This window comes from uncultured Sanguibacteroides sp., from assembly GCF_900543425.1.
In the GTDB taxonomy this organism is placed as follows: Bacteria; Bacteroidota; Bacteroidia; order Bacteroidales; family Marinifilaceae; genus Gabonibacter.
In genome coordinates, this window is record NZ_UQRQ01000016.1 from 15,203 (window position 1) to 30,885 (window position 15,683).

Annotated in this window: 18 protein-coding genes; 9 read left to right on the forward strand and 9 right to left on the reverse strand. The window is 42.4% G+C overall.

Annotated features, from left to right (window positions below):
• Window positions 1-4: 4 nt before the first annotated feature.
• The 5 genes from QZR76_RS09635 to QZR76_RS09655 form a co-directional block, all read right to left on the reverse strand.
• Window positions 5-592 carry a hypothetical protein gene (locus QZR76_RS09635; RefSeq protein ID WP_294142608.1) on the reverse strand — a complete coding sequence of 196 codons (588 nt, stop codon included), beginning with the start codon at window positions 590-592 and terminating at the stop codon, window positions 5-7.
• Between the two features lie 18 nt (window positions 593-610).
• Window positions 611-1,660, reverse strand: a complete 1,050-nt coding sequence (locus QZR76_RS09640; RefSeq protein ID WP_294142661.1) for a winged helix DNA-binding domain-containing protein — start codon at window positions 1,658-1,660, stop codon at window positions 611-613.
• On the reverse strand, window positions 1,657-2,076 hold the full coding sequence (locus tag QZR76_RS09645; RefSeq protein ID WP_294142609.1) for a hotdog fold thioesterase: 420 nt from the start codon (window positions 2,074-2,076) through the stop codon (window positions 1,657-1,659). The genes QZR76_RS09640 and QZR76_RS09645 overlap by 4 nt, the downstream gene beginning before the upstream one ends.
• An 11-nt stretch (window positions 2,077-2,087) precedes the next feature.
• Window positions 2,088-2,399, reverse strand: a complete 312-nt coding sequence (locus tag QZR76_RS09650; protein WP_294142662.1) for a DUF4491 family protein — start codon at window positions 2,397-2,399, stop codon at window positions 2,088-2,090.
• Between the two features lie 107 nt (window positions 2,400-2,506).
• Window positions 2,507-3,442, reverse strand: coding sequence for a hypothetical protein (locus tag QZR76_RS09655; RefSeq protein ID WP_294142610.1), 936 nt, complete (start codon window positions 3,440-3,442; stop codon window positions 2,507-2,509).
• Window positions 3,443-3,634: 192 nt separating this feature from the next.
• On the opposite strand from QZR76_RS09655, the gene QZR76_RS09660 reads away from it, so the two are divergent.
• Window positions 3,635-4,315 carry a response regulator transcription factor gene (locus QZR76_RS09660; protein WP_294142611.1) on the forward strand — a complete coding sequence of 227 codons (681 nt, stop codon included), beginning with the start codon at window positions 3,635-3,637 and terminating at the stop codon, window positions 4,313-4,315.
• Window positions 4,315-5,586, forward strand: coding sequence for a HAMP domain-containing sensor histidine kinase (locus QZR76_RS09665; protein WP_294142612.1), 1,272 nt, complete (start codon window positions 4,315-4,317; stop codon window positions 5,584-5,586). The genes QZR76_RS09660 and QZR76_RS09665 overlap by 1 nt, the downstream gene beginning before the upstream one ends.
• Here QZR76_RS09665 and QZR76_RS09670 read toward each other — a convergent pair.
• Window positions 5,551-6,015 (reverse strand): PepSY-like domain-containing protein, encoded by a 465-nt coding sequence (locus QZR76_RS09670; protein ID WP_294142613.1) that lies wholly within the window; start codon window positions 6,013-6,015, stop codon window positions 5,551-5,553. The two genes, QZR76_RS09665 and QZR76_RS09670, sit on opposite strands and share 36 nt — an antisense overlap.
• Before the next feature lie 156 nt (window positions 6,016-6,171).
• On the opposite strand from QZR76_RS09670, the gene bcp reads away from it, so the two are divergent.
• From bcp to QZR76_RS09690, 4 genes are all read left to right on the forward strand, one after another.
• Entirely contained in the window at window positions 6,172-6,642 is a 471-nt protein-coding gene (bcp, locus tag QZR76_RS09675) for a thioredoxin-dependent thiol peroxidase (protein ID WP_294142614.1), read from the forward strand.
• Window positions 6,643-6,682: 40 nt separating this feature from the next.
• Window positions 6,683-7,702 carry a recombinase RecA gene (recA, locus tag QZR76_RS09680; RefSeq protein WP_294142615.1) on the forward strand — a complete coding sequence of 340 codons (1,020 nt, stop codon included), beginning with the start codon at window positions 6,683-6,685 and terminating at the stop codon, window positions 7,700-7,702.
• A 64-nt stretch (window positions 7,703-7,766) separates the two neighbouring features.
• Window positions 7,767-9,842 carry a S9 family peptidase gene (locus QZR76_RS09685; protein ID WP_294142616.1) on the forward strand — a complete coding sequence of 692 codons (2,076 nt, stop codon included), beginning with the start codon at window positions 7,767-7,769 and terminating at the stop codon, window positions 9,840-9,842.
• 115 nt (window positions 9,843-9,957) lie between these two features.
• Window positions 9,958-10,506 carry a DUF308 domain-containing protein gene (locus QZR76_RS09690; RefSeq protein WP_294142617.1) on the forward strand — a complete coding sequence of 183 codons (549 nt, stop codon included), beginning with the start codon at window positions 9,958-9,960 and terminating at the stop codon, window positions 10,504-10,506.
• Window positions 10,507-10,579: 73 nt separating this feature from the next.
• On the opposite strand, the gene ispE is transcribed toward QZR76_RS09690, so the two are convergent.
• Entirely contained in the window at window positions 10,580-11,407 is an 828-nt protein-coding gene (gene ispE, locus QZR76_RS09695; RefSeq protein ID WP_294142618.1) for a 4-(cytidine 5'-diphospho)-2-C-methyl-D-erythritol kinase, read from the reverse strand.
• 170 nt (window positions 11,408-11,577) lie between these two features.
• On the opposite strand from ispE, the gene QZR76_RS09700 reads away from it, so the two are divergent.
• On the forward strand, window positions 11,578-12,006 hold the full coding sequence (locus QZR76_RS09700; protein WP_294142619.1) for a thioredoxin domain-containing protein: 429 nt from the start codon (window positions 11,578-11,580) through the stop codon (window positions 12,004-12,006).
• 81 nt (window positions 12,007-12,087) lie between these two features.
• Window positions 12,088-12,783: a phosphatase PAP2 family protein gene (locus QZR76_RS09705; RefSeq protein ID WP_294142620.1), complete on the forward strand. Its 696-nt coding sequence runs from the start codon at window positions 12,088-12,090 to the stop codon at window positions 12,781-12,783.
• On the opposite strand, the gene cas6 is transcribed toward QZR76_RS09705, so the two are convergent.
• A complete protein-coding gene (cas6, locus tag QZR76_RS09710) occupies window positions 12,784-13,563 on the reverse strand; it encodes a CRISPR-associated endoribonuclease Cas6 (protein WP_294142621.1) in 780 nt (259 codons plus the stop codon).
• Between the two features lie 149 nt (window positions 13,564-13,712).
• On the opposite strand from cas6, the gene QZR76_RS09715 reads away from it, so the two are divergent.
• Window positions 13,713-14,981: a purine/pyrimidine permease gene (locus QZR76_RS09715; protein WP_294142622.1), complete on the forward strand. Its 1,269-nt coding sequence runs from the start codon at window positions 13,713-13,715 to the stop codon at window positions 14,979-14,981.
• A 1-nt stretch (window position 14,982) separates the two neighbouring features.
• On the opposite strand, the gene QZR76_RS09720 is transcribed toward QZR76_RS09715, so the two are convergent.
• Window positions 14,983-15,555 (reverse strand): flavin reductase family protein, encoded by a 573-nt coding sequence (locus tag QZR76_RS09720; protein ID WP_294142623.1) that lies wholly within the window; start codon window positions 15,553-15,555, stop codon window positions 14,983-14,985.
• Window positions 15,556-15,683: the final 128 nt, after the last annotated feature.

Genomic DNA, 15,683 nt, shown 5'->3' on the forward strand with positions numbered 1-15,683 from the left:
TCCCTTACAATAAACCGTTATTTATCGCTAACCTGCCTGCTAACAGGCTCATATCATTCAGCTCTTCGATTGTCACATCCCATTTCGCGTAATGAACCGGCTTGCCTCTCAAAATCGTTCCCGGTTTCCTGAAAACGGCTTTTTCCAAAAAATCTTTTTTGGTCATCCAACCCACCAGCATCAGGATTCTTGTGGAATTACGGGTATACAATTTGGAAAACACATAGATATCCGCTGTCCTGCTGATCTGTTCGTCCGTAACCTCACATCTCCAATCGTTCTGAGGCAAATAAAACACTTCCTGCGTCTTCACGTCGATTATCTCCTTGTCGATACCGAGAAAATCCCCGTGATCGGGAGCATTACCGATCTCTTCTCCCAAATAGGTCACCGGGAGATCTTTTATCCGGCACCACTCGTTAAATGCAAATTCTCCGACATACCCGATGGCTATTTTCTCTATCCGCTGCGGAATGCCCAACCTGAGATCCCGCTTATATTCGGATTTGATACGTATGCAGGCTCGACGATTCGCCTCTTCCCAACATTCGGAAGAACAGTGCCATTCAAATGCCTTTTTTACCGAAGCCATAGTTATCGATTTTTACCGTTATGACATAATAAAATTTCTATATCTTTCTTCCGCTGCCTCTATCAATTTTTGATCCAAAGCCACAGATTCAAAGAAAGAAGTTTCAACGGACATTCGCCCCTTCCTGATTTTCTTGCTCCAATTTCCGATAATCTTTCCATTATATAAAATAACCGGATAAAACGTTCCCCATCTGTTAAAGGCCTTAGGATAATGTTTCCGGTCCATAACCGCTTCTCTCTCCTTATAGCTGATCAAATATTCATCATACGCGGGTAAAAAATGCAATACGTTTCTGACAGCAGGCTTTTTACTACAGGAGTTATGTACGTACAAATCACAGGATGCGAAACGCTCCGGAATCAATTCTCCCTTAATCAAGTCCATCGCTTTCCGGGCATCGGTAACGGACAATCCGGACCACCACACAAAATCCTGCAAAGCGGCAGGAGAATGACTTCTGAAATAACTTACGGCCAACCGGGCCAAAGCCTCTTCCCGGTGCAACTCCCTGACGGGCGATACCCGTTCCTCCAACAAGGCATAAGTCACTTTTTTCCCGTCATCGACACCGCTGCAAACAATCCCATCCGCTTCCGCCTGCGCCAGACAATAACGAATCCGGACAGGATCTATCTCAAAACCGATCTTTGCCAACTCTGTTCCGATCTCCTCTTTTGTCAGGCTCTTGTTTCCTTCCAGCACCTTTTCGAACAAATCGTTACATCGGAGATACAAATCTTTCGTTATACCTAAATTTTTACCCTTCACGAACGAATCATTAGCGGATTTCACCCGCGAAGCCGAGAGTTTCAACATCCAGCGAATATCTTCCGCGGCCACGAAATGCCACGTGGGACGCATCACATGGGTACGCAATATCTCTCCCCGTCTTAATGCCTCCTCCACGGTTTGCAGCGTTGCAGATTTTACCCGGAGACCGACAGCCCACTTGGCCATCTGGTAATCCTGGGCCTGCATGGCTCCCATCCAGCGAATAAGCTCCCCGGGGCTATCAAAAACAGTCTCCGACAACTGCTGGCTATGTACGCGAATGTCTGCGATCATGATGACTTGGGGAGAATGACGTTTGTAATCCGACACACGGAAGCCAGGTTCCCGAATTCATCCGTCACGTTGACACCCACCACATGAGTACGCTGTCCCTTATGTATAAATTCGGCCCGACCGATGACATAGTTTCCCTGAGCTTTTCGAATATGATTACCGTTGATCTCTATACCAAACACATGAAAGCCCTCCCGGGGAACCGAAATATAAGTAATACCGCTACCTACCGTCTCTACTAAAGCCATTATAGCTCCACCATGCAACAAATTCCCCGGACGCATCGTTCGTTTGTCTATAGGCATCCGGGCTTCTAACCAGTTTTCCCCTATTCCCGTAAACTCTATTCCCAGGTGTTCCACCAGAGTTTCCCGGCACTCCCGGTTCATCTGTTCCAATATCTCCTTAATTCCCATCTTTGTTCAATCTAAAAATTATAGTTTCGTTTCGGATTCTTAGGAAACCACCCCTTTTTTACCCGTTCTTCCTGTTCGAATACCTCCTTTATTGTCCAGAAAGACGAGAAGGCAAACACCCCTAACAGGGAAGACCACATGATATTTTTAACCCACAGAGCTAAGATCACCCCCACAATCCCCAAAATCAAAAATATCCACCAGCATTTTGTTCCCCAATAGTATTCCGCTTTTATGACAACCGGATGAAACAGGCCGATAATCAGAAATGTACAAATCCCGATAATTAAGCCTGTCAAATTATACGTTTCTATAAATTCCATCATGATTTATTTTATTCACCGCAAAACTACGGATAAAAAGCGTTTTATCAAAGAACAAAAAAGCCGTCCTGCAACAGAACGGCTTTCCTCTAAAATATGCAAAAAAATTAATCCTCAACAATCTCGCCTACTTGCAAATCTCCAGCAAGCTCCTCAATCGTCAATTCATATTCGTTATCTCCTTTTTCAAACTGGACTTCATACACTTTTTTGCCATCCTTCTCCACTTCCATCTCAATTTTATCCAAATCATCGACGGTCAGGCCGAAAGTATTTCCCTCGATTTTATCCTTGATGGCATCCCTTACTTTAACATCTTCAATATCATCGATTTTCTTGTATTCATACTCCTCTTCGATAATTTTCAGGTCTTTATCCAAGGTAAGCTCAATCGTTACGTTGCCCTTTAAAAGATCCAACTCGTATTCCATCGTACCGTCTTCTTCCTCAGCCTCGTAATCCACGATAACCGCATCCTTATAGTTTTTGGTTACCCACTCACTGATTTTTGCCGGAATTTCCAAAGGTCTCTCTTCTTCATCCGATACATCTTTAATCAAAGCTCCCTTATCATTATAATACAAGGCACGCTCTTCATCATTTTTAACCGCCTCTACTTCAATCTTGTAAACCACAACTCCTTCCCGTTCCAGTTTGGCAGCATCGTCTCTTTCCCAAATCGTCTCGTCTTTATAGAAATTACCCTGTGCATCTTTGGTTCTATTAAATTCATCCTGTACGACCTGAGGTAATTTTTTAAAACCGATCTCCTCCTCTGCCAAACGAATAAAAGCTCCTTCGAACCAGACATTAACCGTATCCACGTCGGCAGCACGGCTTACCGGAACATAAAGTTGGGCCACATCGTACTTGCCGTCTTTACGCCATTCGATACGATCCGTACCGTATTTGTCTTTTAAGAGTTGTTCCGCCTTATCTTTGGAAAATCCGTTACCATTACCGTTACCATCGTCATCACTACAACTTGCAAACATTGCTGTCAATGCTACAAATAATCCCAAGATTACTGATTTTGTCTTCATAATTTTTTTCGTTTTAATAATTACTTTCCCGTTTTTATTTTTACGTCCCCATAACGAGAACATCGCAAAATAAAACAGCAATTCTAAAGAAATTCTTAAGATGCATTGAAAAAATCGATTTGATCCAATTTTAATATATTCAAGAATAAATTTTATCTATTTTTGTCATCAGGATAGATAAGACGATACAGCATGAAGATATTGATTATTGAAGACGAAATCGATTTAGCCGATTCGATTGAAAATTACCTGTCCAAGGAGGGACATCTTTGCGAGTCGGCAAATAACTACGAATCGGCCTTAGAAAAAATCCACGTATACGAATACGACTGTATACTGGTAGACATTACTTTACCGGACGGGAACGGATTAAGTATCGTTAAAAAACTGAAGGAGTTACATTCGAATGTCGCCATCATCATTATATCGGCCAAAAATTCCATTCACGACAAGGTAAACGGGTTAGATATCGGAGCAGATGATTACCTTGCCAAACCCTTTCATCTTTCGGAACTTAACTCCCGTATCAAATCCGTTCTGAGAAGAGTGGCTTTTAACGGACAAAATGAATTCGTATACGGGGAAATCAAAATTCAACCCGACGCCCGCTTCGTATATGTCAATGGTAATCATGTCACCCTTACTCCCAAAGAGTACGATCTGTTACTCTACCTCATCATGAATAAAAACCGGGTATTGACAAAAGAGGCCATCGTGGAGCATCTCTGGGGAGATTATCTGGGTATCGGGGCAGACTCTTTGGATTGCGTATACACGCATGTCCGTAATTTACGGAAGAAAATAATGGAACACAGCGACACGGACTATATTAAAACGATATATGCCGTAGGCTACAAATTTACCTTGTCCTGATGAAGCTATCCAAAATATATAAAAGGACCAATCTCTATACGCTGCTTGCAGTATTGATTATAGGGAGTATATCCCATTATCTCATTTTTACCTCTTCCGTACATCGCTCTTCGGACGAGATATTAACGGAGTACAAAAATAATATAGAGAAATACGTTGTCGAACACGACACGTTGATTCATTTCAGCAACCTGGAACTTCACCATAATCGATTTACATTCAAAGAGATCCCAACAAATATTATCATCTACCCTATTTTTAAAGACTCGTTATTATTCAACGAATACGAAGGGCAATTCAATGATTTTCGGGTCTTACAGTTCTCTCTCCAGAACAAGGGTAAGAATTACCTCATCACCCTCTGTCAACCCACACTGGATGCGGAGGATCTTTTTTTTGCCGTACTGACCTCCCTCGTCGTACTTTTCCTTATATTTCTACTCCTTTCCGTGTTCTCCACCCAATGGTTTATCAACATCATATGGAAACCGTTTTCCAAAACGCTGGAACAATTGCGAGAGTACGATATCACTTGCACGACACATTTTCAATACAAGAAAAGCGATGTCGACGAATTTAACGAATTAAACCAAATCATAGACCGCATGGTCTCTAAAATCCACGAAGACTATACCTCCCTGAAGATATTGACAGAGAATACTTCTCATGAAATCCAAACTCCTTTAGCCATCATAAAGACCAAAATCGAACTGTTGCAACAGACGGAAATATACAATGAAAAAAACCTTCACATCATACAGGCGATCGATAGTGCCGTTAACCGGGCCTCCCGGATCAACCGCCTGATGCTATTAATCGCCAAAATCAATAATGATCAATACATTGCCAAAACCCACGTGGACATTAATCTTGTTATAGATCACCTGCTGGAATCCTGCGAAGATCTCATACAAAATAAAAATATCTCTATCCGGAAAAACTACTTGTCGCATTTTACCCCCTTTTTGCATGAGGTACTGGCGGAGAATTTGGTACAGAATCTGCTTACAAACGCTATTCGTTATAACACGCAAAACGGGGAAATGGAGATATACACGGATTCCGACACTCTCCGAATAAGCAATACCCACAACAATACGCTTCCTGCCGGCAATCTGTTCGACCGGTTTATCAAATCCGGAACACAAAAGGAAGCCACGGGATTGGGACTGTCCATCGTAAAAAGCATATGTGTGAAAAACCGCATGGAAGTGACGGCCCATTACGATGAGCGATTATTCCATATCACTGTCCGTTTGATTCGCCTTTAAGGATCTCTCGTAAGAGCCGTCTTTATTGAAATACATAATTATCCGGTTGGTCAGTTCCAGCCGATAACCGTCACGGTTACGGGTAATACTCAATATTCCCCGTCGGGGATATACCTTAGCAGCATAGCGGGGAATAGCGACCGGAATTAATTTTATAATCTTCTCCGGCAAAGGATTCAGTTCCCCGTCTACTTTCCTCCACTCCCCGTTCATGGCAAAACGCACCTCCACGGCATTTTTCAGATAGACCTTGTAGACCGTATCTTTTGCTATGTAATCACACCTGATGACGGGAATATCTTTAAAATATTTCTTCAAAAACACGATAGCCGAATCCGGAAAATTTTCCGGAAATTTCACCTCTCCTTTACTCTCCGGTAAAGAACAAAAAGTAAACAAAAGCAATATACAGTAATACTTTATCTTCAATCGATCTGTATTTAGGCACAAAAATAAAAAAACTTTTTCGCCGTAGCAATTCTGTTTTCGGAATCTTCAATTTCTTCAAACTTTATCTTTCGACTTCCTCTGAAATCTCCAAAATATTCCTACTTTTGTAGAAATATCCATAGTATTCGAAAAACAATGACACAATTAAAAGAAGGAGAAAAAGCCCCCTATTTCAAAGGGCTGAATCAGGACGGCAAGGAGATAACCCTTGATGATTTCAAAGGAAAAAGACTCATACTTTATTTTTATCCGAAGGACAACACATCCGGTTGTACGGCAGAGGCATGTAGCCTGAACGAAGGATACTCTTCGCTTACTTCTCAGGGTTTCGAAGTAGTCGGCGTAAGCCCGGACCCCGTATCCTCCCACCAGAAATTTATCGCAAAATACAATTTATCGTTTAACCTCATCGCCGATACGGACAAAACAATCATGGAAGCCTATGGCGTGTGGGGCGAGAAAAAAATGTACGGAAGGAGTTACATGGGAGTTATCCGTACCACCTTTGTTATCGACCCGAACGGAATTATGGAGAAAATAATTACCAAGGTAAACACGAAGGACCATGCCAACCAGATATTGAAAGAGTTGGATATAAAAAATTAACAAAATACAGTATCGAAAATTCAAATTTTAAATTAATCATATGGCAACAAATGAAACCAACCAAGACAAGTTAAAAGCGCTTCAACTTACCCTCGACAAGATCGAGAAAAATTTCGGTAAGGGAAGTGTCATGAAACTTGGCGAAAATGTCGTGGAAAATATCCCGGCTATTCCGACCGGCTCTATTGCCTTAGACAAAGCTTTAGGTGTCGGGGGATATCCCAGAGGAAGGGTTATTGAAATCTTCGGACCGGAATCTTCCGGTAAGACCACTTTGGCCATCCACGCTATTGCTGAAGCACAGAAATTAGGAGGTATTGCGGCTATCATTGACGCCGAGCACGCCTTCGACCGCACCTATGCCGAAAAATTGGGTGTAGATGTAAATAATTTATTTATATCTCAACCGGATAACGGAGAACAGGCCCTGGAAATCGCCGAGCAATTGATCCGCTCTGCAGCTATCGATATCATTGTTATCGACTCCGTCGCCGCCCTTACTCCCAAAGCCGAAATCGAGGGAGAGATGGGTGATAGCGTGATGGGATTACAGGCCCGGCTTATGTCACAAGCTTTGCGAAAGCTAACCGGAACAATCAGCAAGACCAATACCTGCTGCATATTTATCAACCAATTACGGGACAAAATAGGTATCATGTTCGGTAATCCGGAGACAACAACGGGTGGTAACGCTCTAAAATTTTATGCTTCCGTACGTCTGGATATCCGTCGTATCGGACAAATTAAAGACGGAGAAGAGGTATTCGGAAATCATACCCGCGTGAAAGTAGTAAAGAACAAAGTCGCCCCACCGTTTAAAAAAGCTGAATTCGACATCATGTACGGAGAAGGTATCTCTCAATCGGGCGAGATCGTGGATTTAGGTGTGGAATACAACGTAATTAAAAAAAGCGGTAGCTGGTTCTCTTACGGAGAAAGTAAACTCGGTCAAGGACGAGAAACCGTAAAACAATTGGTAATGGATAATCCCGAATTAGCTGAAGAGCTAAAACAAAAGATTGTCTTAGCCATGGATGAAATTGAAAATAAACAGGCATAAAAGCCGATGAAAGGGATTGTGTGCGCATCCCTTTCTTTCATTTAATAACATAACAGCTAAAAGAATGAAAAGGTATTTTTATTCTACGTTAATTTTGTTGTCTGTTATCGCATGTGACAGCAAAAAAGAAATCGTAAAAACCAGTTATAAAACTCCGGATATGAAGCTTACATCCGACGTTATGACCCCGGAAATATTATGGTCCTTCGGAAGACTCGGAAGTTTCCAAGTCTCTCCGGATCAAAAATCCGTCGTTTATGACGTGACCTATTTCAACAAGGAAGAAGATCGTTCCTATTCCGATTTGTATCTGCTGAATCTGGCAGATGGAAAAAGTACGCAATTAACCGATACCGATTACAAGGAATTCGGTGAGACATGGACCCCGGACGGGAAGATTGCTTTTATGTCAAGTAAATCAGGTTCCGTTCAATTATGGGAAATGGATGCGGACGGCAGTAATTTGAAACAAATTACCGATGTAGAAGGCGGCATCGGAGGTTATATCTATTCCCCGGATAAATCGAAATTGCTCTTTTTAAAAGAGGTGAAATTAGAACAGGACGTACACGATCTGCATCCGGACCTACCCAAAGCCAATGCCCGATTGATCAACAACCAGATGTACCGTCATTGGAATCAATGGGTAGAGACTTATACCCACCCGTTCGTGGCAGAGTATACCCCGGGAAAGACGATCACCACCGGAAAAGACATCATGGAAGGAGAAAAATGGGAATCTCCCGTTCGTCCCTGGGGAGGTACAGAACAAATCACGTGGACCAAAGACAACAAAGGCATCATTTACACGGCTCGTAAAAAAGAGGGTGTTGCTTACGCCTCATCCACGAATACGGATTTATACCTTTATGATTTGAGTAGCGGTAAAACACGCAACTTAACCGAAGGCATGATGGGATACGATAATAATCCGGTGATTTCCCCGGACGGCACGTTAATGGCCTGGGAGAGCATGGAACGTGACGGCTACGAAGCCGATAAGATTCGCCTTTTCGTCATGAACCTGCAAACGGGAGAGAAAAAAGAGTATACGCAAAACTTCGATCAGAACGTGGGAGGACTGAATTGGGCCGATAACAATACCATCTATTTTATCTCCGACTACCACGCTACCGACGAAATCTATAAACTGACCCTTAACGATGGAGTTATCACTAAATTAACCGAAGGTGTACATAACTATACCTCCGTAACTCCGGTAGGTAACTTTTTATTAGCCGGTAAGGTTTCCATGAGTAAACCGGCAGAAATATATAAGGTAGATCCGGTAAGCGGTAAAGACGAAGAACTTACCTTTATCAATAAAAAAATACTGGATCAATTGACCATGGGTAAGGTAGAAGCCCGTTGGATCAAAACGACGGATAACAAGCAGATGTTAACCTGGATTATCTATCCTCCTCATTTCGATCCGAATAAAAAATATCCGACCATCCTCTATTGCGAAGGAGGACCACAAAGTACGGTCAGCCAATTCTGGAGCTACCGCTGGAATTTCCAGATGATGGCCGCCAACGGTTATATCATCGTGGCACCGAACCGCCGGGGACTGCCCGGCTTCGGACAGGAGTGGCTGGAACAAATCAGCGGAGACTACACGGGGCAAAACATGAAAGATTATCTGTCTGCCATCGACGAGATGAAGAAAGAACCCTATATCGATGAAAATCGTCTGGGATGTGTCGGAGCCTCTTATGGCGGTTTCTCGGTATATTACCTGGCAGGACACCATAACAAACGTTTTAAAGCGTTTATTGCCCATTGCGGTATTTTCAATATGGAGATGCAGTACTATAACACCGAAGAGATGTGGTTTGCCAATTGGGACATGGGTGGAGCACCTTGGGAAAAAAACAACAAGATAGCTCAACGTACATTCGACAATTCACCGCATAAGTTTGTCGGAGAATGGGATACTCCTATTCTGGTAATCCACGGTCAACAGGATTTCCGTATAGATGCCTCACAGGGTATGGGAGCATTCAACGCCGCACGCATGCGGGGTATTCCGGCCCAATACCTCTACTTCCCGGAAGAGTGTCACTGGGTTTTAGGTTGTCAGAACGGCATTCTATGGCAACGCACGTTTGCCGCCTGGTTAGACAAATGGTTGAAATAACAAATTAAAAAGTCGTCCGGCCGGACGACTTTTTTTAATTACATTTTTCACTTAAAAGTCATAACTTTTTCGTTCTACACCGTATATAAAACAAAATATTAATACGAAAACAGTTATGACAACATCTACAATTTCAACTTCAACACGTTCCGGCGGATTCCGATGGTTATACATCATTTTAGGAATCGTATTATTTGTCTTCGGAATCGGTATTTTACGTCATCCGGTAATTTCTTACCTGGGGCTTGCCCTCTATTTCAGTATCATTATCATGATTATCGGTATCGGAGAAATTCTGAATGCTTTCTCCGGTAAACACGCCAGACATTGGGGATGGGGTTTCACGCTCGGTATCATCGATTTAATCATCGGTTTCATATTACTTACCAACCCCGGTATAACGGAAGACATTTTACCTTACATCGTGGGATTCATTCTATTGTTTAAAAGCATTGACTTTATCAGCGATTCGCTTCAAATGTCTTCGCTGAAAATCGGAGGATGGGGTTGGATATTAACCGGAGGAATACTCACGCTGATTTTCTCCTTCATGATTATTTTCTACCCGGTTTGGGGAGCATTGAATATCATTATCTGGACGGGACTTTGTTTTATTTTCGCGGGGATTTCATCGTTCATCTATGCTTTTATAGATAAACGATAAGGTTCATCTTCGACCGTATTTTAATTATCAAAGATCGAACAGGCATAGCTGCTTCTTCGATCTTTTTCATTGTCTATTTACCGACCTGCTCGCTTTGCCAGGTAAAACAGTCCGGAAAATACTCCTTTATCTCTATTTTTCGATTAAATAAAGCATATACGGCGGAACCGCTTCCCGTCATCGAGGCATACAAAGCACCGGCCTCTTCCAACCTTTCTTTGATCCTGTTTACCTCGGGCAGTTTCTTACCTACCGTGTTCTCAAAGTCATTACGTATCCGTTCTTTCCAACCCGTTACCGGACAAAGAGGTAACTCCCGCAAATCGAAGGTAGCGGCACGCGGCGAGATTCCAGCATAAGCTTCCGGTGTAGACACTCCGCCATCCGGCTTTACCACCACGATGGAATAACCGCTTAAATCCAGCCCTATCGGACTCATTATTTCTCCTTTCCCCCGAGCATAGACAGGCCTGTTTCGAATAAAAAAAGCACAATCGCTCCCCAGACGACTGGCATAATCTTCCAGACAAGAGTCAGACAGCCCCAAAACAAAAAGTTCGTTTATTCCTTTCAACATATAAGCAGCATCGGCAGATCCTCCCCCCAAACCGGCACCGAAAGGAATCATTTTGTGCAAATGCACCCATACCGAAGGCAGATCGAACTCTTTTGCCAACAAGCGATAGGCTTTTATGACCAGATTCTTCTCCGGTTCGCAATCGATCGGAATACCCGAGGTATGAAAAACACACTCTCCCGCTCCGATCTCTCCTTTATGTAATTCCAATATATCACATAAACCTATCGGATAAAAGATCGTCTCCAGATTATGAAAACCATCCGGTCGCTTTTCCGTGATAAAAAGCCCTATATTTATTTTTGCATTTGGAAACAGTACCATAATCGACTATTTATTGGCTCAAAATTAATCAATTTACGGGGAATCCCTTTATATTTCTCCGATATCCGTAAAATAAATTACCGGTAAACAGAAAAACACGATCAGAATTTTCATCCGATAAGATAAACGATCTCGTATAAAACAAGTACATTTACAAAAACAACTAAGACATGAAAACGCTATTTTTCTTCTCGATCATCGGGCTTCTTTTAACCACAAGTTCGACACCTAAGGAACCCAAGGTAAAGTCCATCACCACGAAAGAGTTCAAGGAGTTAATATGGGACTACACGAAGGATAAAGAATGGCATTACAAAGGGAATAAACCGGTTATTGTGGATTTTTATGCCGACTGGTGTCCTCCTTGCCGCCGATTGTCTCCGATTCTGACAAGAATTCAAAAAGAGTACGGTGATTCGTTACAAATCTATAAAGTAAACATAGAAAAAGAGAAAGAGCTGGCAAAATTACTGGAAGTTAAAAATATTCCGTTGATGCTGTTTATTCCGAAAAAGGAAAACCCGGTAAAGGTATTAGGTCTCCATTCCAAAAAAGACTTAGAAAAAATTATTTGGGAAGTTCTCAAAGTAAATAAATAAGTATTCATCGTGAAATATAATTTGTAAATTATAAATTTGCTTCTTTATAACTCCGAAGTTTACGGAATTAAATTTATAATTATGCTGGAAGCGCTTCAGGAACTGGATAAAGAGTTGTTTTTAAATCTCAACTCCATACATTCTCCCTATTGGGATACCTTTATGTCCATATACACGGGAAAATTAATATGGATACCCATGTATGCCTCCATTCTTTACGTTTTATGCAGGAATTTCAGTTGGCGAATAGTCCTTTTGACCACAATAGCCTTTGCCTTGGTCATCACGTTGGCGGACCAAACTTGTAGTTCCGTCCTCCGCCCTATATTCGAACGTCCCCGTCCCTCTCATAATCAGGAGATAGCGGACATTGTCCACCTGATAAACGGAAGAAGGGGAGGAATGTACGGTTTTCCCTCCTGCCACGCTTCCAATACCTTTGCCTTAACCTTTTTTATCCTGTGGTTTTTCAGGAATAAAGCCCTCTCTGTTTTTTTCATTTTATGGGCCGTTGTTACCTGTTACTCCAGAATATACGTGGGCGTACATTACCCCGGAGACCTTCTTTTCGGTATGGTCGTAGGCGTAACAGCGGGTAGTATTGTTTACCTGCTCTACCGATTCGCTTTACATTGCCTACCCATAAGGGAATTTGTTCGAAACGAACACGACTGCTACAAGATAGAAAATCCGGCCGGCATAAAATACACGAATACCATCATTTACACGGGTCTTGTTACAATTCTTGCTTTCGGGATATACGGTCTTTTTGTTTGATCATTTCCAGACCTCTATACAACCGAATCCCTGGCTCCCCAGCCTCCCGGCTCCGCTGTTGTACATCATTTTCAATAACTCCGGATTTCCCGTGATTTCAAACCCGAACATATAACTTTTCAATTGGGTTCTCTGGGGAGTACCCTCTTTTATGGCTATGGTCTTCGCCTTAAGGGGTGACAATATCCGTAAACGGTCCAAATGCCATTCGGGTGAAGGTTCCTGACGATAGAATGCACGATATTTTTCAAGCAGGTTGTATTCCAGTAGTTTCAAAAAAACAGGTTCGTCGGGAGATACATGGCGGGTAGCACCCCCTCCTTCTCTTTTCTCATCTATAAAAACAGGAGAGATTGTCCGGAATCTCATTGTTTCACTAAAAGGAGGTTCCGGCAAACGTTCGACGGAAATCACATCGAAAGAGACCCGCGTTTGCTTATCCCCGATTACGATGCGACGATTATTAAATAATCCGACAATAAAAGCCTCTATAGCATCGATCGGATAAAAAGAGACGATCAAGTATACCTCTTCCGACAGGATGTTCATTCGATCGCCGAAAATCTGAAAACGGGGCATATATAAGTTCGAAAAGGTAAAAAGCTTAAACTGTTTACGCTCTCCCGTTATATATCCGTGATCATGCAACCAACCGGCAAATTCGGAATTACCTTCGTTCAATATTTTATAAATGGTGGAACTCAAAGGATATAAATAGTTACAAGGCAATATCGTACCCCACTCATTTTTATTGACTTTCAAAATTAATTTAAACCTCATTCTTCTTATTTTAATAAGTTTTAAAGATAAAAATAATTTTACACATTACCAGTCGTATCCCGGTTTTACCGACATTTTAATAAACTTTCCATACTGTTTGCTCGACCCGCTTTTATATCGTAAGTTTGCTTTTCAAAAAACAAAGAGCTATGAAATACGAATTAAACGATAAGCCTTCCCTATTACCTTTACTCATGTACGGACTTCAATGGTTTGTTGTATCTATCCCTTCCATCATCATTCTGGGAATCATCGTATCTCAGATTCATTATAGCGACGTAGCAGCCCAAACATTCTACATGCAAAAGATATTCGGGATAATGGGTATTGCCCTGGTTATCCAGGTATTATGGGGACATCGTTTACCTCTTATCATAGGACCGGCTTCCGTCTTGCTCATCGGAGTTCTAACCTCCGCATCGGCATCCGTTTCCGCCGTGTACACGGCTATTTTAATCGGAGGTATCTTTCTATCTTTGCTTGCTTATAGTGGATTACTCTCTAAATTACAATTTATATTCACCCCCAGAATCATCACGGTTATTCTTATCCTGATAGCGATTACGCTCTCTCCGGTTATTTTAAAACTCCTGTTCGGCAACGCCGAATACACCTTGTTTCACCTCTCGTTTGCCATCTTGCTCACCCTTGCCATGATTGTAGGGAACCAGGTATTTCGAGGAATATGGAAATCCACCGTTGTTCTTTGGGCTCTTCTTATAGGCAGTTTACTATACTATGGCATACAGGGTTTCCCTAAATCCTCGCTTCTTCCCTCCTCCTTTCCAACAGAAGAACTCTCTTTTTTCAACTTTCCTTTAGAATTCGATGCGGGAGTCATTCTCTCTTTTATTTTTTGTTTTATAGCACTTATCGTAAACGAATTAGGTTCTATTCAGGCCGTGGGAAAACTTATCGGTGCTGACAAGATGGAAAAACGAACGACCCAAGGAGTCGGAGTTGTAGGCATCACCAACATACTTTCCGGTCTGGTCGGTATCGTAGGCCCTATCGACTACTCCATGAGTCCGGGTATCATATCGGCTACCGGATGTGCTTCCCGTTATACCCTGATCCCGGCAGGTATAGGCCTCGTGATATGTGCTTTTTTCCCCGAATTAATAATCGTACTGGGACATATTCCCCATGTCGTAATGGGAGCGGTTTTACTCTATCTGATGGCGGCACAACTTTCTGCCGGCTTACAAATGACAGTCCGCGAGACTGCCGTAAAAAACTTTAATAACGGCATTGTGATCGGTTTTCCGCTCATGGTTGCACTACTACTCTCTTTTGCTCCGGAGAACGCCCTAAACTCCATTCCCTCCCTTATCCGTCCCATCATCGGTAACGGGTTTGTCATGGGAGTTATTTCAGTTTTAATATTGGAACATCTCGTTTTCAGAAAAGAAAGATAGGTCATTTCTTCTTTTTTTTCCGAACCGACCAACCGAAATGTCCGATCTTATTACCGAGATCAAAATATTCTCCATGTACATAAACCAATGGGCTGGCTTCCGATAATTCAAACTTACCGGTCTCTTTATTCAGGTAATTATCGTCTGCCAACACGTTAACCACCTCGGCCATAAACATATCATGGGAGCCTAAAGGTATAATCTCTTTCACCCTACACTCTATACAAACGGGAGACTCTTCCACGGTGGGAGCCTGAACGACAGTCGCCTGTCCGGGTGTCAACTTCATCTCCTCAAACTTGTTGTAATCTTTGCCGGAACGTACACCGCACCAATCGGTCGCATAGGCCATATCCGCCGTCGTTAAATTAATGACAAACTCCCGGTTCTTTTTCAAAATGGGGTACGAATGGCGCTCCGGGCGTACGGAAATATAACACATGGGGGGATTCGTACAAAGGGTACCCGTCCAGGCAACCGTAAAAATATTGTACTCTTCCGGCGTATTTCCGCAACTCACCAGTACGGCCGGTAACGGGTATATCATCGTTCCCGGTTTCCAATTATGTTTCATATTTACTGACTTTTACTATTTTCCCCGCAAAGATAGAGAAAGATTACGCGGCATAAAAACAGGCATTACTACCGATATAACGAAGGAATTTCCTTGAAAGAAGAGAGGATAGGTATGACTACACCCTA